Origin of the sequence: Methylomonas albis (genome assembly GCF_014850955.1) — a bacterium.
GTDB lineage: Bacteria > Pseudomonadota > Gammaproteobacteria > Methylococcales > Methylomonadaceae > Methylomonas > Methylomonas albis.
Map to the genome: position 1 here is coordinate 650713 of NZ_JACXSS010000001.1, position 20086 is coordinate 670798.

Here is a 20086-nt window from a genome sequence, read left to right on the forward strand (position 1 = left end):
AGATGACTCATTTAATCGTGTCGCTGCTGGCGGGATTGTTGGCCGTCGGTAGCGCGCAGGCGACCAGTTTGTATGTCGGCCAAGCCAAGGCCGGCGCGGTCTGCGCGCAATGCCACGGCATCCGGATGCCCAGCGCCGATGCGCCGTTTCCACCTTTGGGCGGACGAGATCCAGAGTATTTGAAAACCGCGATCAAACAATATCGCGACAAGACTCGGAAATCCGAGATCATGAATGCGATTGCCGGCTCTTTGACCGATGCGGAAATCAATGACATCGCCGCGTATTATGGCAGCGTTAAACCCTAGTTAATGCGTTATTGCTGGCTGTTAATTGGCTTGCTATCACCCTGCGCCTTTGCGGAACAACCTAATCCGCACAGGCAGCAGGAATTGTTGAATATGCTTAAACACGATTGCGGCTCCTGCCATGGCCTGCCGCCGAAAGGCGGCTTGGGGCCATCATTGATGCCGGAAGCATTGATCGACAAGCGCGATGACCTCTTACTGGATGCCATCCAAAACGGTCGCGCCGGGACGGCGATGCCGCCTTGGCGGGCTTTTTTAACGGTCGATGAAACCGGCTGGCTGATTCAACGCTTACGGCAACCTTAGATTCGATTAGTGTGCAAAAAGGTATTTTAAAGCGTTGGATGGATGACAAAGGGTATGGTTTTATTACTCCCGCCGATGGCAGTGACGATGTGTTTTTTCATATATCGTCTTTGAAAGATGCAATCCGAAGGCCGGTTGAAAGAGACATAGTTTATTTCGATGTAATAATTGACCTCACAGGCCAAAAAAGAGCAGTTGGCGTAACTATCGAAGGGACGAAAAGCGTATTCACAGAGCGGAAGCTCGTGAAACCTGCCCCAGTAGCTCCGCGAAAAAATGCACTTAAACCCCAACCTCATAAGGCTCGCGCATACAGGCATAGAAACAGTAGCTATCGATCAATTTTTAGTACTATTGTTATTGTCGCGCTTGTCGTTGGGTTTGCGGTGGATAAATTTAAAAGTCGTGAGATTGCTATTTCTAGGCCATCAACTGTCTCTGAGATCAGTTACCAAGTAACAGAACAGCCTGAAATACAAGCTGCTACGAAATTTACATGCGAAGGCAAAACGCGGTGTACGCAAATGAATTCATGCGAAGAGGCAATGTTTTATTTGAATAATTGCCCTGGCAGTGTGACTGATGGTGACAATGACGGGCGACCTTGCGAGGATCAATGGTGCGGGCATTAACAATTTCTCTTGGCGTCCATATGAACCAAATAATTCGTAAAGTTATCATTGCTGTCTCGTTATTGTGGGTTTGCGAAGCCAGTGGCGATTTGCGCGCTACCGGCGATCTCGGCGTTGTGATCGAACGCGAAACCGCCAGTGTCCAAATCGTCAACACCAGTAAGCCAGCAGTGCTCAGCCGTATCGAAGGCTTGGGGGATTTGTCGCATGCTTCGGTGGTGTTTTCCCGCGATCAGCGCTACGCCTATGTATTCGGCCGCGATGGCGGTCTGACCAAGATCGATTTACTGCTAGATAAAATCGACAAACGGGTGATTCAAGCCGGCAACAGTATTGGCGGGGCGATTTCTCAGGACGGCAAATTGATTGCTGTGTCCAATTACACGCCGGGTGGGGTAAAAATCTTTTCGGCGGACACCCTGGAACAACTGGCCGAGATTCCGGCAAGCTACGGTGAGGAAAATAAGCTTTCCAAAGTCGTCGGCCTAGTCGACGCCCCCGGCCAACATTTTGTCTGCAGCCTGTTCGAGGCCAACGAAATTTGGCTGATCGACGCCAAAAACCCGCGTGAACCCAGCGTCAAAAAATTTAAGGATATCGGCAAACAACCCTACGATGCCTTGCTAAGTCCCGACGGCCATTACTACGCCGCCGGCCTGTTTGGCGAGAAGGGTTTGGCTTTGCTGGATTTGTGGCAGCCGGAAAAAGGTGTGGAGCCTATCCTGGAAGATTACGGCAAAGACGACGAACAACTGCCGGTCTACAAAATGCCGCATCTGGAAGGCTGGACCATGGCCGGCGATTGGCTATTCGTGCCGGCCATCGGCCAGCATGAAGTGCTGGTTATCGACAAGCGCGATTGGGCGTTGGTGAAGCGGATTCCGGTCGCCGGTCAGCCGGTGTTCGTCAGCGGACGACCGGATGGTCGGCAGATGTGGGTGAATTTCGCCTTCCCGGATAATCAGACTGTGCAGGTGATAGACGTCAAGGATTTTAATATCATCAAAACCCTGCAACCCGGCAAAGCCGTGCTGCATATGGAATTTAGCCCGCGGGGCGAGGCGGTTTGGCTGGCGGTGCGCGACGAAGATAGCGTGATGGTTTACGACACCGAAACCTTTGCCGAAACGGCCCGCTTGCCGGCGTATAAGCCCAGCGGGGTTTTCTTTAGCGACCGCGCCAATCGTATAGGTTGGTAAACATGCTGGCGCCCTTACATAAACGCCTGCTCAACGATTACCAGCAGGATTTCCCACTCAGCCCAACACCGTATCGCGATATTGCCGAACAGCTTGGGGTCAGCGAAGACGAGGTATTGAATGCCTTTCATGCTTTGTCCGAGCTGCAAATGATCAGTCGTATCGGCCCGGTGATCGCGCCAAATCATATCGGCACTAGTGCCTTAGTGGCAATGGCGGTTCCGGAAACCGATTTGGCTCGGGTAGCCGAACTGGTGAGCGCCCACCCGGAAGTCAACCATAACTATGAACGCGAAAACCGTTTCAATTTATGGTTTGTCGCGATAGCCGATAGCGAAGCGCATCTAAATACGGTGATCGCCGACATCGAAACCCAGACCGGGTATCCAGCCATGTTGTTACCAATGTTGGCTGACTATTTTATTAACCTCGGCTTTGAATTGAATCTGCATGATTGATGATGTCGATTATCAACTGATTGCAACTGTCCAGGCTGGTTTGCCCATCGCTGCGCGGCCCTATGCGGCCATAGCGGCGCAACTGGCAATAAGCGAACAAGACGTGATTGAGCGCTTGGCGCGCTTGAAGACGCAAGGTTTGATCAAGCGCTGGGGCGTGGTGGTTAAGCATCGCCAACTGGGTTACCAGGCGAATGCAATGATCGTAATGGACGTCCCGGACCAGCACGTGGCGCGGATCGGCGTTTTGATTAGCCAGCAGGCTTGCGTGAATCTGTGTTATCAACGCCCGCGTCAGGCTGAGGTATGGCCCTATAACCTGTATTGCATGATTCACGGCAAAAGCCGGGACGTGGTGATGACACAGTGGGCCGAACTGCGTTATGCCTGTGATTTAAGCGATTACCCTTTCGAAGTGCTGTTTAGCCGACGTTGCTTCAAACAGCGCGGCGCGTTGTATTCCCGCCGCGAGCCGCAAGCCGATCAAGCCACTCGTACCGCTGCGGAGGCATTTGCATCCAGCCAGACGGCATTCGAACTACAAGCCCTCTAAGGCGATTTATGGCGATAAATGTACCCAAACCAAGCAAATTGCCGTTGACTGAGCGGAGCCGAAGTCAATTGTTCGCTTCGGCTCCGCTCAGCGAACGACATATTTGGCATTAACAATCGGTACAAACTTTCTCAAAAATCACCTAATTGAATCATCATGGACAGCGTCGATAAAACCATCATCAACCGCTTACAACTGGGTTTTCCCATCTGTGCAGCGCCTTATCAACGGGTTGCCAAGGAATTGGGCATGGCAGAATCTGACTTGTTATCAAGATTGCAAACCATGCTGGCCGACGGGGTGTTGTCGCGCTTCGGGCCCATGTATCACGCCGAACAAATGGGAGGGGCCTTGACCTTGGCCGCGCTGAAAGTGCCGGATGAGCGCTTCGACGAGGTGACCGAGATCGTCAATGCCTTTCCGGAAGTGGCGCATAACTATGCCCGCAATCATGCGCTGAACATGTGGTTTGTGCTGGCTACCGAGCAAACCGAGCAGGTGCTAAAAGTGATCGCCGAAATCGAACGTCTGACGGGCCTGACCGTCTACAACATGCCGAAGATCAACGAATACTATGTTGGTTTGCAATTGGAAGCCTGATGCCAATCGATGAGATAGACAGAAAAATTATCCACGCTACCCAGGCCGGCTTGCCCTTGGTTAGCGAGCCGTATCAAGCCGTCGCCGAGCAACTGGGCTTGTCCGCTCAAGCAGTCATGTTGAGCATGGCCGAGATGCAACAGACCGGCGTCATTCGCCGCATTGCCGCTGTGCCCAATCATTACAAATTGGGTTATCGCTTTAATGGCATGACGGTGTGGGATGTCGACGACAATCAAGTAGACGCGCTTGGTCGTCAGGTTGCGAGCCTGAACTTCGTCAGTCATTGTTATCAGCGCCCCCGGCATCTGCCGGATTGGCCTTACAGCCTGTTCGCCATGGTGCACGGCAAAACCGAGCAGGACGCCGATCAGCAGGTGGCGATTATCGCCGACTTATTGGGCGAGCATGCGCGTAGCCATGAGGTGTTGTACAGCACTAAAATTCTGAAAAAAACCGGTTTGCGCATCGGAGGCTAGTGTATGTTCAGACTGAGCCAATACATGCGCGAACTGCTGCATCCCACCCCACTGACAATACCACGCAAACCCGTCGGACCGGTGGTGATCTGGAATTTGATCCGCCGCTGTAATCTGACCTGCAAACATTGTTACACCACGTCGGCCGACATCGATTTCCCTGGAGAATTGAGCACGCCGGAGATTTACACGGTGATGGACGACCTGAAAGCCTTCAAAGTACCCGTGTTGATCCTGTCGGGCGGCGAGCCGCTGTTGCATCCGGATATTTTCGCTATCTCGCAGCGCGCCCGCGACATGGGCTTTTATGTGGCCTTGTCTAGCAACGGTACCTTGATCAACCAAACCAATATCGAGCAGATCGCCGCCATCGACTATCAGTATATTGGCATCAGTCTGGACGGACTCCGCGAGGCTCACGACACATTTCGGCAAAAACAAGGTTCGTTCGACGCCTCACTGGCCGGTATTAGATTGTGCCGCGACCACGGTATCAAAGCTGGCGTAAGGTTTACCTTGACGCAGGACAATGCCCACGATTTCGGTAATTTGTTGAAATTGATGGACGACGAGGACATCGACAAATTCTATCTGTCACATCTGAACTACGGCGGCCGCGGTAATAAAAATCGTAAGGATGACGCCGAGTTTCAGTTGACCCGCCAGGTCATGGATAGCTTGTTCGCAAAGTCTTTAAGTTGGGAGCAACAGGGGGTGCGCCGGGAAGTAGTCACCGGCAACAACGACGCCGATGCGGTTTATTTTCTGCATTGGGTCAAGCGCCACTTTCCCGAGCAAGCAGCGCATATTCAGGCCAAACTTCAGCAATGGGGCGGCAATGCCTCCGGCGTCAATGTCGCCAATATCGACAACCTGGGCAATGTCCACCCCGACACGTTTTGGTGGCATTACGGTTTGGGCAATGTGCGCAAACGGCCTTTCTCTGAAATTTGGCCTGACATCAGCGATCCGCTTATGGCCGGGTTGAAAGCTTCGCCCCGTCCGTTACAAGGCCGTTGCGGTGATTGCGATTATCAAAGTATTTGTAATGGCAATACTCGCGTGAGAGCCCAGCAAATGACGGGCGATTTTTGGGCCGAGGATCCGGGTTGTTATCTGCTGGACGAGGAGATCTTTGCTTAAATTGGCTTGAAATTTGGGTGGGTTTATCCTTAGCGCATCAATGCGCAAGGGATGCTCCACAGCAATTTAGCCGAGGTTTGATCCGCAATATCAGCATCCAGGCGGGTTAGCGAAGCTTTTTTGATAATAATATTGTCGGGAACGGTGCCGAGTAAGTGGGCAATGGTAACGGAGAAATCCGGTTCGTGCCCAACCAACCAAACGTCGTTCATGCTTTGTTCAGCCAGTTTGGCAAGTTCTGTGACGATGGTTTGTGCAGAAGTATCGATACCCAGCCAGTCAACGGTTTGTGGAGCAGGGCTGCCAGGCAGGCGCTGGTTGAGGATTCTTGCGGTCTGTTGGGCGCGTAACAATGGACTGCAATAAATTAATCCTGGCATCAATTCGTTGGCTAAACAAAATGCCGCCACGCGTTTCACCTGTTTTTCGCCTTTATCGATTAAGCCTCTATCCGCATCGGGTATGGACATGCTGCTATCTTCGGCGGTAGCGTGTCTGAGGAAGGTGATAAGCATGGTAAGCCTCCTGGTATCGAGCGATTGTGAGTGAGCTTTTTGCGAGCGGTCGACTATCTATGATTTTAGGCGAAGCGACGGCGTTTGCGATAAAGTTTCAGCAAGATTTGTTGCGAATACTCACCCGGTTGTTACGTTGTTTAGGCTTTCTCGGGTGGGCTGAAATTTATAGTTGATAATTCTTGACTGAATTACTGGGTATAGTCATAATCATTTAATCTTTCAATTGCTTATAGAGTTTTATATGTCCGATCCTATTGTTTTTACCGACAGTGCCGCGCAAAAAGTAGCGGGTTTGATTCAGGAAGAGGGTAACGATAATCTTAAGCTGAGAGTGTATATCAGTGGTGGTGGTTGTTCCGGCTTTCAATACGGCTTTACCTTTGACGAAGATGTAAACGAAGACGATACGCAAATTGTCAAAGACGGCGTAACAGTGTTGATAGATTCGATGAGTATTCAGTACCTTAGCGGTGCCGAAATCGACTACAAGGAAGACTTGTCTGGCGCGCAATTCGTAATTCGCAATCCTAATGCGACGACGACTTGCGGTTGCGGCTCGTCTTTCTCAGCTTAAGCCGTTTTTACCCGGATAAATCCCACCTAAAACCACGGGCGCGCTTGCGCCCGTGACGCTACATAAATTTCCCGGCAAATTATTCATAGTTTGTCGTGCCAGCCAGGCAAACGCTATCGCTTCGACATGATCGGGATCGATTCCCAGTTCCGCTGTGGAAATTACCGGCATATCCAGGCGTTTCCGTAAAAGAGTCATCAATTGACCGTTATGTGCGCCGCCGCCACAGACTAAGGTTTGCATCGTATCGGGGGCATATTGGCGAACGGCGTCGGCGATAGTGTCGGCGCTGAACTGGCAGAGTGTCGCTTGAATGTCTTCGGCCTTGAGGCTGGGAAATAAGCTGAGCTTGTGTTTTAACCAGGCCGGTGAAAAATATTCTTTGCCGGTACTTTTCGGCGGCGCTAGCCGGAAGTAGTCGTCGTCTTTTAACGCATCAAGCAAAGCCGCGTGGGGGAGGCCTTGGGCTGCCCAGTCGCCGTTACTGTCATAATTTTTCTGACAATGTTGCTGGCACCACCAGTCCATCAGGCCGTTCCCGGGGCCCGTATCGAAGCCACTCACCGGTCTATCGTTTAATGCTGTTATGTTGGCGATGCCGCCAATATTGACCACCGTTCTGGCTTGGTTAGTGTCAGCAAAAACGGCTTGATGAAATGCCGGCACCAGCGGAGCCCCTTGGCCACTGACAGCGATGTCGCGGCGGCGAAAGTCGGCTACGGTAGTGATGCCGGTAACTTGGGCGATGCGGTTCGGGTCGCCGATTTGTAGGGAGAAGCCATTGGCTGTCTCCGGAGCGTGATAAACCGTTTGTCCGTGACTGCCGATAGCCTTGATCTCGTTCGCCTGGACATCGGCGTTACTGAGTAAAGTCAGTGCGGCGGTACCAAACAGGTGGCCGATCTGGCTATCCAGTGAGCCGTAATCTGTGAGCAAAACGGGCTGGTTGGGTTGGCTTAGGTTCTGGATTCTTTGTCTGAGATCGGCGGAAAACGGCTGGTAATAGAAAGCGAGGAGCTTTATTTTGCCATCGGCAAAATCAACCAAACCAGCATCGATCCCGTCAATGCTGGTTCCTGACATTAAGCCTATATAAAGCTCGGGCACCGTTTTAGTTTTGCGCGACTACCGCGTCGCCTTTCGCTTGTTTGAGTTGTGCCATGTAAGGCTGGGTTTGTGCTCTGAATTTGGCTAGTATGGCATTGTCCATAGGCATTGAGCGCGGTATTTTGGCGGTAACCGGGTTGACATGCTGCCCGTCGATGCGGAATTCATAATGCAAATGCGGACCGGTCGCCAAACCGGTTTTGCCAACGTAACCGATTACATCGCCTTGTTTAATAGCGCTGCCGAGTTTTTGGCCGGATTTGAAACCTGACAAGTGCGCGTACAAAGTCGAGTATTTTTGACCGTGTTCAATTTCCACGACATTGCCATAGCCGTTTTTTACACCGCGGAATACAATTTTACCGTCGCCAGTGGTTTTAACGGGCGTACCAATTGCCGCCGAATAGTCGACGCCTTTGTGGGCACGGATGGTATTCAGAATTGGATGTTTGCGATGCAGATCAAAATGCGAGCTGATTTTGGCAAAGTCCATTGGGGTTTGCAGGAAGGCTTTACGCAAACCATTGCCGTCCGGGGTGTAATAGCCAGAGTTGCCTTGGTTGTCTTCATAACGCACGGCAGTGTAGGTTTTGCCTTGGTTGACGAATTCAACCGAGAGAATTTCGCCGGTGTCGAATTCTTTCCCGTCTACAAAAAGTTTTTCATAGACAACAGTAAATTGATCGCCATCTCTTAAGCTAAGTGCAAAATCAATGTCCCAGGCAAAAATATCTGCCAGTTTGAGGATTAGTTTTTCGGACAGGCCTGCTTCTTTGCCGTCTTCGAATAGTGAAGAATCAATCGTGCCTTTATTGCTGGCTATTTGGTAGTCGACTTTTTTGCTGAGCAATTCTACGTCAAATTCGTCGTCATGTCGGGTGGCGATCAGCGTTTCGAAAGGGTTTTTGCTGTAAGTCAGCTGTTCCAGTTCGCCGGATGCATTGAGGGTGGCAACAACGTCCTGACCAGGTTCCACATCGGCAAACTGTTTGCCGGCCGCGTTGGCGTGGATGATTTTGTGTAAATCTTCTCGGCTAAGATTTAACGCTGAAAAAATGCTGGAAAGGTTTTCACCGGATTTGACGGTGTGTTCCAATTCTTCGGTGATGTCCAGGTGTTGGACTTCAGGTGGCTTTACGTATTTGGTGTATTGGTTGATCTTGGATGAGATTAATCTGTCTTGCTCCAAAGTCTTTGTATCTTCAAAACCTTTATGCGGTATCAATCCGTAACTTGCGCTGGCGGCAACAACGGTGCAGGTGCCTAGTAGCACCGATTTGAGTATTCTGTTCTTCACAGTAATCACACTTCATCGTTTGTCGAGCGTTTCATTGTAGGCAATTTTGGTGCACAAGGCCAACAAAAGGCCATTTTTTATCCTTCCGTACAATTGCATCACTTATAATGCGCGCCCAAAACTTAAGGCTATCGGGAGAAGACATTGTTGCAAGAAACCTTGGCTCAGCTGCGCTATGGTGCAGAAGAAATTTTGCTGGAATCGGATTTGCTCAAAAAGCTGGAGGAAAATCGGCCTTTAACAATTAAGGCCGGCTTTGATCCGACGGCGCCCGATTTGCATCTGGGGCATACAGTGCTCATTAATAAGCTCAAGCAATTTCAGGATGCCGGCCATAACGTGCAATTTTTGATCGGTGATTTCACGGCAATGATAGGCGACCCGACCGGCAAAAACGTCACACGTAAGCCGTTGAGCCGTGAAGAAGTAGTGGAAAACGCGAAAACCTATCAGGCGCAGGTGTTTAAGATCCTCGATCCCAATAAAACCGAAGTGAAGTTCAATTCGGCATGGATGGGTGCGATGACAAGTGCGGAGCTGATTCAGTTGGCCGCAAGAAATACCGTGGCGAGAATGCTGGAGCGCGATGATTTCAGTAAGCGTTATAAAGGCGGACAGCCTATTGCGATTCACGAATTTCTATACCCATTAATACAAGGGTATGACTCGGTGGTCATGAAAGCCGATGTCGAACTGGGTGGTACCGACCAAAAATTTAATCTATTGATGGGCAGGCAGTTGCAGGAAGGCTACGGCCAAAAACCGCAAGTCGTGTTGACTATGCCGATCTTGGAGGGGCTTGATGGCGTGCAGAAAATGTCCAAGTCGCTAAATAACTATATAGGTATCGCCGATGTACCTGATGATATGTTCGGCAAAATAATGTCCATTTCCGATGAGCTGATGTGGCGGTATTTCAAGTTATTGAGCTTTAAACCAATGGTAGAGATTGAGAATTGGCGCGCTGCATGCGCGGGTGGTGAAAATCCAAGAAATTACAAGGTCGCTCTAGCTCAGGAGGTTGTTACTAGGTTTCATGGGCTTCAAGCTGCAAAAACGGCGCTGGAAAGTTTTGAAGCGCGGTTTCAGCGAGGTGTACTGCCGGATAATATTGAGGAAGTCCAAATTAAGGGCGGCGACCAGGGGATGCCAATTGCTAATCTACTAAAAGCTGCCGGGTTGGTGGAAAGTACTTCTGAGGCGTTGCGTCTGATTAAACAAGGCGCGGTAAAAATTGATGGTGAAAAATTGGAAGATCCCAAAGCCATTATTTCGGCGCCAACCAAGCATGTTTATCAAGTAGGTAAAAGAAAATTTGCTCGGATCGAAATAAGTGCTTGACGTTTAGTCAATGTCTGGCTAGAATGGACGGCTCTTCACTGCTAAAGCAACTTGGTTTTGGTGGTAAAGCGGTCGGCTTGGTTCGGCGGGTTTGAGGCTGTTGATTGGTGGATTCGTTTTTTTTTTTTGGTGTTTCGGTTTTTTGAAATGACTTAAAAATAAATTTGACAGAAACTGAAAACGCTGTAGAATACGTCGGCTCAACAGGGCAAAGTGCTCTGGCTCTTTAACAAACTAAATCGAAATAATTTGTGTGGGTATGTGTGATGGCGATGCTCTGTTATAGAGATAGTCGACACAGAAACCACGTCAATTCGCAAGAAAAGATGTTCTGTAGTCGAGCCAAGATTGGTTACTAATCTTGTTTAGTAACAAGTTAAAATTAAACTGAAGAGTTTGATCATGGCTCAGATTGAACGCTGGCGGTATGCTTAACACATGCAAGTCGAACGGTAGCAGGCCTTCGGGCGCTGACGAGTGGCGGACGGGTGAGTAATGCATAGGAATCTGCCTATTAGTGGGGGACAACGTGGGGAAACTCACGCTAATACCGCATACGCCCTACGGGGGAAAGCTGGGGATCTTCGGACCTGGCGCTAATAGATGAGCCTATGTTGGATTAGCTAGTTGGTAGGGTAATGGCCTACCAAGGCGACGATCCATAGCTGGTCTGAGAGGATGATCAGCCACACTGGGACTGAGACACGGCCCAGACTCCTACGGGAGGCAGCAGTGGGGAATATTGGACAATGGGCGAAAGCCTGATCCAGCAATACCGCGTGTGTGAAGAAGGCCTGAGGGTTGTAAAGCACTTTCAATAGGAAGGAATACCTATCGGTTAATACCCGGTAGACTGACATTACCTATACAAGAAGCACCGGCTAACTCCGTGCCAGCAGCCGCGGTAATACGGAGGGTGCAAGCGTTAATCGGAATTACTGGGCGTAAAGCGTGCGTAGGCGGCTTGTTCAGTCAGATGTGAAAGCCCTGGGCTTAACCTGGGAACTGCATTTGATACTGGCAGGCTAGAGTTTAGTAGAGGGGAGTGGAATTTCAGGTGTAGCGGTGAAATGCGTAGAGATCTGAAGGAACACCAGTGGCGAAGGCGGCTCCCTGGACTAAAACTGACGCTGAGGTACGAAAGCGTGGGTAGCAAACAGGATTAGATACCCTGGTAGTCCACGCCGTAAACGATGTCAACTAACTGTTGGGTTCTTAAAGAACTTAGTAGTGGAGCTAACGTATTAAGTTGACCGCCTGGGGAGTACGGCCGCAAGGCTAAAACTCAAATGAATTGACGGGGGCCCGCACAAGCGGTGGAGCATGTGGTTTAATTCGATGCAACGCGAAGAACCTTACCTACCCTTGACATGTCGAGAATCTTTCAGAGATGAGAGAGTGCCTTCGGGAACTCGAACACAGGTGCTGCATGGCTGTCGTCAGCTCGTGTCGTGAGATGTTGGGTTAAGTCCCGTAACGAGCGCAACCCTTATCCTTAGTTGCCAGCGCGTAATGGCGGGAACTCTAGGGAGACTGCCGGTGATAAACCGGAGGAAGGTGGGGACGACGTCAAGTCATCATGGCCCTTATGGGTAGGGCTACACACGTGCTACAATGGCCGGTACAGAGGGCTGCGAACTCGCGAGAGTAAGCGAATCCCAAAAAGCCGGTCCCAGTCCGGATCGCAGTCTGCAACTCGACTGCGTGAAGTCGGAATCGCTAGTAATCGCGGATCAGAATGCCGCGGTGAATACGTTCCCGGGCCTTGTACACACCGCCCGTCACACCATGGGAGTGGGTTGCAAAAGAAGTAGGTAGTTTAACCTTCGGGAGGGCGCTTACCACTTTGTGATTCATGACTGGGGTGAAGTCGTAACAAGGTAGCCCTAGGGGAACCTGGGGCTGGATCACCTCCTTACAAAGACAGAGTAACTGTCATACGTACTCACAACAAATTATTTCGATTGAAAGACGCACCTGGGTCTGTAGCTCAGTTGGTTAGAGCGCACCCCTGATAAGGGTGAGGTCGGAGGTTCAACTCCTCCCAGACCCACCAACGCATAAAAGGCGAAAGCGACAAGGCGAATACGAACAGACAATGATTCTGGCTAGAGTGGAACATTGGGCGAAGTCGGATTTTGGCTTGAGTCTTGGTCTTTAGTCTGTTTTAGGGGCCATAGCTCAGCTGGGAGAGCGCCTGCCTTGCACGCAGGAGGTCGGGAGTTCGATCCTCCCTGGCTCCACCATCATGCTGAACGCTGAGGGTAAACCAGTTCGTCATAAGTAGATAGTCGATGTTAGGACGTCAGCGCTATAAGGTTTTATCTCAATGAGTAGATAAAGACTTTATAGCATTGGTATTCGTACCGATAGCTCTTTAACAATATGGAAATCTGTAACTATAGTAACGATCAGCAATGATCGAACTAAAACGAGTTGCGGTTTGAATGACGTCATTCTCGAAAGAGAACGGCAGAGGTCAGGCAGCATGTCGTTCTCAAGCAGAAAAAATCAGCGAAAATGTCAGCTGACAGTATAACCAAAGTACAGACGTATTCGGGTTATATGGTCAAGTGAATAAGCGCATACGGTGAATGCCTAGGCAGTAAGAGGCGATGAAGGACGTTGTAGCATGCGAAAAGCTTTGGGGAGCCTGCAAACTGGCTGTGATCCAGAGATGTCCGAATGGGGAAACCCGGCGTGCATAAGCACGTCATCTTTGAGTGAATACATAGCTCACTGAAGCGAACCCGGAGAACTGAAACATCTAAGTACCCGGAGGAAAAGAAATCAACCGAGATTCCCTAAGTAGTGGCGAGCGAACGGGGACTAGCCCTTAAGCTAGGATAAGGTTAGTGGAACGGTCTGGAAAGTCCGGCGATACAGGGTGATAGCCCCGTACACGAAAACCTTTTTCTAGTGAAATCGAGTAGGTCGGAGCACGTGAAACTTTGACTGAATATGGGGGGACCATCCTCCAAGGCTAAATACTCCTTACTGACCGATAGTGAACTAGTACCGTGAGGGAAAGGCGAAAAGAACCGCGGAGAGCGGAGTGAAATAGAACCTGAAACCGTATGCGTACAAGCAGTGGGAGCCCCTTCGTGGGGTGACTGCGTACCTTTTGTATAATGGGTCAGCGACTTACATTTTGTGGCAAGCTTAACCGAATAGGGGAGGCGTAGCGAAAGCGAGTCTTAATAGGGCGTTTAGTCGCAAGGTGTAGACCCGAAACCGGGCGATCTATCCATGACCAGGCTGAAGGTTGGGTAATACTAACTGGAGGGCCGAACCCACGTCTGTTGAAAAATACGGGGATGAGTTGTGGATCGGAGTGAAAGGCTAATCAAGCTCGGAGATAGCTGGTTCTCCTCGAAAGCTATTTAGGTAGCGCCTCGTGTATCACTGCTGGGGGTAGAGCACTGTTTCGGCTAGGGGGTCATCCCGACTTACCAACCCGATGCAAACTCCGAATACCAGCAAGTGCAAGCACGGGAGACACACGGCGGGTGATAAGGTCCGTCGTGAAAAGGGAAACAGCCCAGACCGTCAGCTAAGGTCCCCAAATCTATGCTCAGTGGGAAACGATGTGGAAAGGCACAGACAGCCAGGAGGTTGGCTTAGAAGCAGCCATCCTTTAAAGAAAGCGTAATAGCTCACTGGTCGAGTCGGTCTGCGCGGAAGATTTACCGGGGCTAAGCATAGTACCGAAGCTACGGATTTGCGCGTTAAGCGTGAGTGGTAGAGGAGCGTTCCGTACGCCTGCGAAGGTCGATTGAGAAGTCGGCTGGAGGTATCGGAAGTGCGAATGCTGACATAAGTAACGATAAAGGGGGTGAAAAACCCCCTCGCCGAAAACCCAAGGTTTCCTGCGCAACGTTAATCGACGCAGGGTTAGTCGGCACCTAAGGCGAGGCTGAAAAGCGTAGTCGATGGAAAACAGGTTAATATTCCTGTACCAGTAGTAACTGCGATGGGGTGACGGAGAAGGCTATATCAGCGGTCGGTTGGAAGTGGCCGTTTAAGCAGGTAGGCATGCATCTTAGGCAAATCCGGGGTGCTTTATGCTGAGACGTGATGACGAGCGGTTCGAAAGAGCAGCGAAGTGATAGATGCCCTGCTTCCAGGAAAAACCTCTAAGCTTCAGGTTACTAGTGGCCGTACCCCAAACCGACACAGGTGGGTGGGATGAAAATTCTAAGGCGCTTGAGAGAACCCAGGTGAAGGAACTAGGCAAAATGATACCGTAACTTCGGGAGAAGGTATGCCCTCATTACGTGAAGTGACTTGCTCACGGAGCGGAAGGGGGTTGCAAAAAATCGGTGGCTGCGACTGTTTAGCAAAAACATAGCACTCTGCAAACACGAAAGTGGACGTATAGGGTGTGACGCCTGCCCGGTGCTGGAAGGTTAATTGATGGGGTTATCTTCGGAGAAGCTCTTGATCGAAGCCCCAGTAAACGGCGGCCGTAACTATAACGGTCCTAAGGTAGCGAAATTCCTTGTCGGGTAAGTTCCGACCTGCACGAATGGCGTAACGATGGCCACACTGTCTCCACCTGGGACTCAGTGAAATTGAAATCGCTGTGAAGATGCAGTGTACCCGCGGCTAGACGGAAAGACCCCGTGCACCTTTACTATAGCTTGACACTGGACTTTGAACCTACTTGTGTAGGATAGGTGGGAGGCTTTGAAGCGGGAACGCTAGTTCTCGTGGAGCCAACCTTGAAATACCACCCTGGTATGTTTGGAGTTCTAACCTCGACCCGTTATCCGGGTTAGGGACAGTGTCTGGTGGGTAGTTTGACTGGGGCGGTCTCCTCCTAAAGAGTAACGGAGGAGCACGAAGGTACCCTCAGCCTGGTCGGAAATCAGGCAATGAGTGCAATGGCATAAGGGTGCTTGACTGCGAGACGGACAAGTCGAGCAGGTACGAAAGTAGGTCATAGTGATCCGGTGGTTCTGTATGGAAGGGCCATCGCTCAACGGATAAAAGGTACGCCGGGGATAACAGGCTGATACCGCCCAAGAGTTCATATCGACGGCGGTGTTTGGCACCTCGATGTCGGCTCATCACATCCTGGGGCTGAAGCAGGTCCCAAGGGTATGGCTGTTCGCCATTTAAAGTGGTACGCGAGCTGGGTTCAGAACGTCGTGAGACAGTTCGGTCCCTATCTGCCGTGGGCGTTTGAGATTTGAGGGAAGCTGCTCCTAGTACGAGAGGACCGGAGTGGACGAACCTCTGGTGTTCCGGTTGTCATGCCAATGGCATTGCCGGGTAGCCACGTTCGGACAGGATAACCGCTGAAAGCATCTAAGCGGGAAGCCCCTCCCAAGATGAGATCTCACTGGGACTTTAAGTCCCCTGAAGGGCCGTCGGAGACTACGACGTTGATAGGCACGGTGTGGAAGTCCAGTAATGGGCGTAGCTAACGTGTACTAATTGCCCGTGAGGCTTGACCATATAACACCCAATGCGTTTGGGTAACAGTTGACAAGCTGATAACTAACTGAGAACGACAAGCTCGATACAGATTTCCATGAACAACAGGTCAGAGGCAAACTCTACGCTAAGCGTGAAAGCGGAAAGCAAGATCAGCCTAACAGCGAAAGCTTATAACCTGTGCATGATGGCTGCAACAACAGCCAAACCAGTTTGCTTGGTGAACATAGCGAGCGTGAACCACCCGATCCCATCCCGAACTCGGAAGTGAAACCGCTTAGCGCCGATGATAGTGTGGCAGGTTGCCATGTGAAAGTAGGTCATCGCCAAGCTCTTATACCAAAAGCCCCTCTAATACTAGTGGGGCTTTTTTTTGGCCATGAATATTTCCATTCGCAAAATGATTAAGTTTGAGTAGCGATAGTGATAAATGTTTTTGCAATCGCTAGAAGAGGTTTCTCACACCTAATTGCAACGGAGTTTTTCTACAATTGTGTCAGAAGCGCTTTTAAAAACACTAAATCGAAGGCGCCAACCTTGTGCATGATGATTACGCCTTGTCTATCTATCAAAAACGTTGTTGGGGTCAGTTGCACATCACCAAAAGCGCGTATAAGGCTGCTGTCTATATCTAATGCAACGGCGTAAGGCAGCAGCCTTTCTTTGACAAATGCTTGCACATGGCTAGGCGGATCGTAAGGCATTGCCACCGCAATGATTTGTAGGTCGTTTCCATTAAATTGCTGATGTAACGCGATCAAATCCGGAATTTCTTCGATACAGCTAGGGCAGTCGGTCGCCCAAAATGTTATCAAAATTGGCTTGCCTTTCAGCTCAGCGATTGCCAATTGATCACCTTTCAATGTGGTAAAAACGGCATTTGGGGCGAAGCTTTTTGTATAAGTTAGCCTCCAGGCAACTGCGCCAAGTAAACAGATAACCGATAGGACGCAAAGCGCCGATTTTATTCTCATAAGCGATAGACTTCGGTTGTTTGTCGGGAACGCGCATTACGGCGATTATAGCAAAGCTGCTAGAATGCTGGCTTTATCCAATAATCCATTCACGGCGATGAAAAAGATATTAATTTCAGACAAGCTTGCGGAAGATGGCATTAATTTCTTAAATGCCCAGAAAGGGATACAGATACATATCCAAACTGGCTTAAGTGAAGATGCACTGTGCGACGTTATTCGGGAATACGATGCCCTTTTAATTCGCAGCGATACCCAGGTTACGGCTCGTGTATTAAAAGCGGCAACTCGTCTGAGAGTAGTCGGGCGTGCCGGCATAGGGGTAGATAATGTCGACTTGAATGCCGCGACCGAGCAAGGTGTCATCGTGATGAATACTCCGGATGCCAATGCCACAACCACGGCGGAACTCGCAATTGCGCATATGTTTTCCTTGAGTCGTAATCTGCCAATTGCCAATCAATCGGTCAGAGACGGCAAATGGGAGCGCTCCAAGTTGATGGGGGCTGAAATTGCGCATAAAACTTTGGCAGTATTGGGTTTCGGGACTATTGGCCGGATCGTCGCTCAACGCGGCAATGGTTTGGGAATGCGCGTGATCGCTCATGATCCGTTTGTAGCGCCGGATGTTTTTGCCCAGCATGGCGCGGAAATGGTCGATTTGAATGCCTTGGTTAAACAAGCCGACTATTTGACCTTGCATTGTCCTTTGCTGGAAAAAACCAAAAATATCATTGGTCTAGAGCAGTTAGCGATGATGAAAAAATCTGCACGGTTGATCAATTGTGCGCGCGGCGGCTTGGTTGATGAATCGGCGTTATACGATGCCTTGAAAGAAGGTCGTATCGCCGGTGCGGCGCTGGATGTTTATGAGCAAGAGCCGCCCAAGGATTCCCCGCTGCTGACATTGGACAATGTGGTATTTACCCCGCATTTAGGGGCTTCGACCAAGGAGGCGCAAGTTGCTGTCAGTGTCGAGATTGCTCGTCAGGCGGTTAAATATTTGCAGACCGGCGAAGCTGTTAATGCGCTGAACCTGCCTAGGTTGTCTGCGGAAGAATTGACCAGAGCTCAGCCATTTATGAACTTGGCCAATATTCTCGGTAAAGTTTTGGTTGGCTTGATCGATCAACCCATTCAGAAGCTAGAGGTGGCGGTATTTGGTAAAGCTGCAGAGGTGAAGATTCGGCCCATATCCGCTGAAGCGATGGTTGGTTTACTGGGGGGCAGCTTTCCACACCGGTTAACCGTGTAAATGTCGAGAACATCGCTAAACGTCAGGGAATTACCCTGATTGAATCCCAGACTGAGGAATCAGAAGGCTATCAATCCCTAATCAAAATCACCGGCTATTGCGCCGATAAATCGGTGTCTTTGGCGGGTACGTTGTTGGGAAATCAACACCCGCGTTTGGTTAGTATTAATCATTTTGAAATCGAAGTGGTGCCTGAAGGTGCGTTATTGATCACGCGCCACGATGATAAGCCGGGCGTGATCGCTGCAATCAGCTCAATATTGGGTGTTGCCAATATCAATATTACTCGGATGCAGGTCAGCATCGCCGACGAGCACCAATTGGCGATGATGGTCATCAGCGTATCTAATCCTTTAAGCGAACAGGTGTTGAAATCTGTGTGTGATGTGCCTGCGGTACATACGGCGAGGCAAATTGCTTTATGAGCTTTGATGTTATTTGTTTCGATTGCGATAGCACGCTGAGTCGGGTCGAAGGGATTGATGAATTGGCCAGACGCAACGGTTTATTCGAACAGGTTGCGGCATTAACTGATGCGGCCATGAACGGCGAACTGGCTCTGGAGGATGTTTACGCGAAGCGGCTGGATTTGATCAGGCCCGACAAATCGGCGATAGAGTGGCTGGCCGAGTTATATATTGCCGAAATGGTAGAGGGTGTTAGCGAAACGATCAAAACCCTACGGGCCAATAACAAGTTAATTCACATCATCAGTGGCGGCTTGCGGCAAGCGATACTGCCCTTGGCGGAACAACTGGGGATACCCGAAGACCATGTGCATGCGGTCGATGTGCTGTTTGACGAAGACGGTCATTATCAGGATTTTGCCCAACATTCACCCTTGGCCGTCAGCGGCGGCAAGGCGCGGATTTGCCGGAGGCTGAGGATGCATCATTCGTCCTTGGTGATGATAGGCGACGGCAAGACCGATTTGGAAGCTAAATTAGCCGGTGCGTATATGATCGGTTTCGGCGGTGTAGTCCGCAGGCCCTTGGTGGAAGAACAGGCGGATAGCTACGTTGTCGACGCTTCACTGGCTGCGATATTGCCCCTGGTATTATAAGCAAGGGTCGATAAGCCGGCGGGACGATGGTAAAATCTACAAATTTTTAGAAGATTCAGAGAGATACAATGGCAGGGCATAGCAAGTGGGCTAACATCAAGCATCGTAAAGGCGCTCAGGACGCAAAACGCGGCAAGATTTTTACCAAAATGATCCGCGAAATCACCGTGGCCGCAAAAGGTTCGGGCGGTGGCGACCCGACCAATAATCCAAGTTTACGCACGGCTATCGATAAGGCGCTCGGTGCTAACATGAAGCGCGATACCATTGATAACACCATCAAAAAAGCTATTGGTGCCGTCGATGGCGTAGTCTACGAAGAAGTGCGTTACGAGGGTTACGGCCCCGGCGGTACGGCAGTGATGGTGAATTGCCTGACCGATAATCGTAACCGTACCGTCGCCGATGTGCGCCACGCTTTCGCTAAGCATGGCGGCAATTTGGGTACCGATGGCTCCGTGGCTTATATGTTTCGCAAAGTCGGTATCATCAGTTATGCCAGCCACATTGCCGAAGATGTGCTGATGGAGGCGGCCATGGAGGCGGGCGCAGAGGATGTGCTTACCAATGACGATGGCTCTATCGATGTATTTACCACGCCAGAAGACTATATGACGGTCAAGGAAGCCATGCTTGCTGCCGGTTTGGAGCCTGAAAACGCCGAGGTGACCATGCATGCTGACGTAAAAACAGAATTGGATAGCGAGTCCGCCGAAAAAATGCTGAAGCTGATCGACCGTTTGGAAGATCTGGACGATGTGCAGGATGTGTATTCCAACGCCGATATCAGCGACGACATCATGACGGCACTCGATGCCTAATCACGACACTCCTAAA

Annotated in this window: 17 protein-coding genes, 2 tRNA genes, 3 rRNA genes and 1 pseudogene; 19 read left to right on the top strand and 4 right to left on the bottom strand. The window is 50.4% G+C overall.

What is annotated here, in order from left to right; genetic code table 11:
• The first annotated feature begins 2 nt into the window (after positions 1-2).
• From EBA_RS03145 to nirJ, 9 genes are all read left to right on the top strand, one after another.
• Positions 3-308, top strand: coding sequence for a c-type cytochrome (locus EBA_RS03145; RefSeq protein ID WP_324615324.1), 306 nt, complete (start codon positions 3-5; stop codon positions 306-308).
• Between the two features lie 93 nt (positions 309-401).
• On the top strand, positions 402-614 hold the full coding sequence (locus tag EBA_RS03150; RefSeq protein ID WP_225615875.1) for a c-type cytochrome: 213 nt from the start codon (positions 402-404) through the stop codon (positions 612-614).
• 11 nt (positions 615-625) lie between these two features.
• Positions 626-1246, top strand: coding sequence for a cold shock domain-containing protein (locus tag EBA_RS03155; protein WP_192373192.1), 621 nt, complete (start codon positions 626-628; stop codon positions 1244-1246).
• A 20-nt stretch (positions 1247-1266) separates the two neighbouring features.
• A complete protein-coding gene (locus tag EBA_RS03160) occupies positions 1267-2445 on the top strand; it encodes a cytochrome D1 domain-containing protein (RefSeq protein WP_223146637.1) in 1179 nt (392 codons plus the stop codon).
• 2 nt (positions 2446-2447) lie between these two features.
• Complete coding sequence (locus EBA_RS03165; RefSeq protein WP_192373196.1) at positions 2448-2903, top strand: Lrp/AsnC family transcriptional regulator; 456 nt, start codon at positions 2448-2450, stop codon at positions 2901-2903.
• On the top strand, positions 2896-3456 hold the full coding sequence (ahbB, locus tag EBA_RS03170; RefSeq protein WP_192373198.1) for a siroheme decarboxylase subunit beta: 561 nt from the start codon (positions 2896-2898) through the stop codon (positions 3454-3456). Before EBA_RS03165 ends, ahbB (EBA_RS03170) begins: the two co-directional genes overlap by 8 nt.
• Before the next feature lie 156 nt (positions 3457-3612).
• Positions 3613-4056: an Lrp/AsnC family transcriptional regulator gene (locus EBA_RS03175; RefSeq protein ID WP_192373200.1), complete on the top strand. Its 444-nt coding sequence runs from the start codon at positions 3613-3615 to the stop codon at positions 4054-4056.
• Positions 4056-4535: a siroheme decarboxylase subunit beta gene (gene ahbB / locus EBA_RS03180; RefSeq protein ID WP_192373202.1), complete on the top strand. Its 480-nt coding sequence runs from the start codon at positions 4056-4058 to the stop codon at positions 4533-4535. Before EBA_RS03175 ends, ahbB (EBA_RS03180) begins: the two co-directional genes overlap by 1 nt.
• A 3-nt stretch (positions 4536-4538) precedes the next feature.
• On the top strand, positions 4539-5678 hold the full coding sequence (nirJ, locus tag EBA_RS03185) for a heme d1 biosynthesis radical SAM protein NirJ (RefSeq protein WP_192373204.1): 1140 nt from the start codon (positions 4539-4541) through the stop codon (positions 5676-5678).
• A gap of 29 nt (positions 5679-5707) precedes the next feature.
• Here nirJ and sixA read toward each other — a convergent pair whose 3' ends face one another.
• The gene (sixA, locus tag EBA_RS03190; RefSeq protein WP_192373206.1) at positions 5708-6193 is read right to left on the bottom strand and encodes a phosphohistidine phosphatase SixA; all 486 of its coding nucleotides are present in this window, start codon (positions 6191-6193) and stop codon (positions 5708-5710) included.
• A 244-nt stretch (positions 6194-6437) separates the two neighbouring features.
• On the opposite strand from sixA, the gene erpA reads away from it, so the two are divergent.
• Positions 6438-6770 (top strand): iron-sulfur cluster insertion protein ErpA, encoded by a 333-nt coding sequence (gene erpA, locus EBA_RS03195; RefSeq protein WP_192373208.1) that lies wholly within the window; start codon positions 6438-6440, stop codon positions 6768-6770.
• On the opposite strand, the gene EBA_RS03200 is transcribed toward erpA, so the two are convergent.
• Together EBA_RS03200 and EBA_RS03205 are read right to left on the bottom strand one after the other, a co-directional pair.
• The gene (locus tag EBA_RS03200) at positions 6762-7877 is read right to left on the bottom strand and encodes an anhydro-N-acetylmuramic acid kinase (protein WP_192373210.1); all 1116 of its coding nucleotides are present in this window, start codon (positions 7875-7877) and stop codon (positions 6762-6764) included. The genes erpA and EBA_RS03200 overlap by 9 nt on opposite strands.
• A gap of 4 nt (positions 7878-7881) precedes the next feature.
• On the bottom strand, positions 7882-9174 hold the full coding sequence (locus EBA_RS03205) for a peptidoglycan DD-metalloendopeptidase family protein (protein ID WP_229427821.1): 1293 nt from the start codon (positions 9172-9174) through the stop codon (positions 7882-7884).
• A gap of 147 nt (positions 9175-9321) precedes the next feature.
• Here EBA_RS03205 and tyrS point away from each other — a divergent pair, with 147 nt between their 5' ends.
• From tyrS to rrf, 6 genes are all read left to right on the top strand, one after another.
• The gene (gene tyrS / locus EBA_RS03210; RefSeq protein WP_407663530.1) at positions 9322-10515 is read left to right on the top strand and encodes a tyrosine--tRNA ligase; all 1194 of its coding nucleotides are present in this window, start codon (positions 9322-9324) and stop codon (positions 10513-10515) included.
• A gap of 384 nt (positions 10516-10899) precedes the next feature.
• A 16S ribosomal RNA gene (locus EBA_RS03215) occupies positions 10900-12433 on the top strand.
• 61 nt (positions 12434-12494) lie between these two features.
• Positions 12495-12571: transfer RNA gene (locus EBA_RS03220), tRNA-Ile, on the top strand.
• 114 nt (positions 12572-12685) lie between these two features.
• A tRNA-Ala gene (locus tag EBA_RS03225) sits at positions 12686-12761 on the top strand.
• Positions 12762-13082: 321 nt separating this feature from the next.
• Positions 13083-15978: ribosomal RNA gene (locus EBA_RS03230) — 23S ribosomal RNA — on the top strand.
• A gap of 195 nt (positions 15979-16173) precedes the next feature.
• Positions 16174-16289, top strand: a 5S ribosomal RNA gene (gene rrf, locus EBA_RS03235).
• The 16S, 23S and 5S rRNA genes sit together here with 2 tRNA genes alongside, the layout of an rRNA operon.
• Positions 16290-16442: 153 nt before the next feature.
• Here the strand turns inward: rrf and EBA_RS03240 are convergent.
• Positions 16443-16931 (bottom strand): TlpA disulfide reductase family protein, encoded by a 489-nt coding sequence (locus tag EBA_RS03240; protein WP_192373214.1) that lies wholly within the window; start codon positions 16929-16931, stop codon positions 16443-16445.
• A 97-nt stretch (positions 16932-17028) separates the two neighbouring features.
• On the opposite strand from EBA_RS03240, the pseudogene serA reads away from it, so the two are divergent.
• The 3 genes and pseudogenes from serA (at position 17029) to EBA_RS03255 (ending at position 20070) form a co-directional block, all read left to right on the top strand.
• Positions 17029-18611 (top strand): annotated as a pseudogene (serA, locus tag EBA_RS03245) (phosphoglycerate dehydrogenase).
• Positions 18608-19249, top strand: coding sequence for an HAD-IB family phosphatase (locus EBA_RS03250; protein WP_192373216.1), 642 nt, complete (start codon positions 18608-18610; stop codon positions 19247-19249). Before serA ends, EBA_RS03250 begins: the two are co-directional and overlap by 4 nt.
• Before the next feature lie 68 nt (positions 19250-19317).
• The gene (locus EBA_RS03255) at positions 19318-20070 is read left to right on the top strand and encodes a YebC/PmpR family DNA-binding transcriptional regulator (protein ID WP_192373218.1); all 753 of its coding nucleotides are present in this window, start codon (positions 19318-19320) and stop codon (positions 20068-20070) included.
• Positions 20071-20086 lie beyond the last annotated feature (16 nt).

Coding starts and splice junctions, on each gene's coding strand:
- EBA_RS03145 (WP_324615324.1), top strand. CDS start 3: ATGACTCATTTAATCGTGTCGCTGCTGGCGGGATTGTTGGCCGTCGGT.
- EBA_RS03150 (WP_225615875.1), top strand. CDS start 402: ATGCTTAAACACGATTGCGGCTCCTGCCATGGCCTGCCGCCGAAAGGC.
- EBA_RS03160 (WP_223146637.1), top strand. CDS start 1,267: ATGAACCAAATAATTCGTAAAGTTATCATTGCTGTCTCGTTATTGTGG.
- EBA_RS03165 (WP_192373196.1), top strand. CDS start 2,448: ATGCTGGCGCCCTTACATAAACGCCTGCTCAACGATTACCAGCAGGAT.
- ahbB (WP_192373198.1), top strand. CDS start 2,896: ATGATTGATGATGTCGATTATCAACTGATTGCAACTGTCCAGGCTGGT.
- EBA_RS03175 (WP_192373200.1), top strand. CDS start 3,613: ATGGACAGCGTCGATAAAACCATCATCAACCGCTTACAACTGGGTTTT.
- ahbB (WP_192373202.1), top strand. CDS start 4,056: ATGCCAATCGATGAGATAGACAGAAAAATTATCCACGCTACCCAGGCC.
- nirJ (WP_192373204.1), top strand. CDS start 4,539: ATGTTCAGACTGAGCCAATACATGCGCGAACTGCTGCATCCCACCCCA.
- sixA (WP_192373206.1), bottom strand. CDS start 6,193: ATGCTTATCACCTTCCTCAGACACGCTACCGCCGAAGATAGCAGCATG.
- erpA (WP_192373208.1), top strand. CDS start 6,438: ATGTCCGATCCTATTGTTTTTACCGACAGTGCCGCGCAAAAAGTAGCG.
- EBA_RS03240 (WP_192373214.1), bottom strand. CDS start 16,931: ATGAGAATAAAATCGGCGCTTTGCGTCCTATCGGTTATCTGTTTACTT.
- EBA_RS03250 (WP_192373216.1), top strand. CDS start 18,608: ATGAGCTTTGATGTTATTTGTTTCGATTGCGATAGCACGCTGAGTCGG.
- EBA_RS03255 (WP_192373218.1), top strand. CDS start 19,318: ATGGCAGGGCATAGCAAGTGGGCTAACATCAAGCATCGTAAAGGCGCT.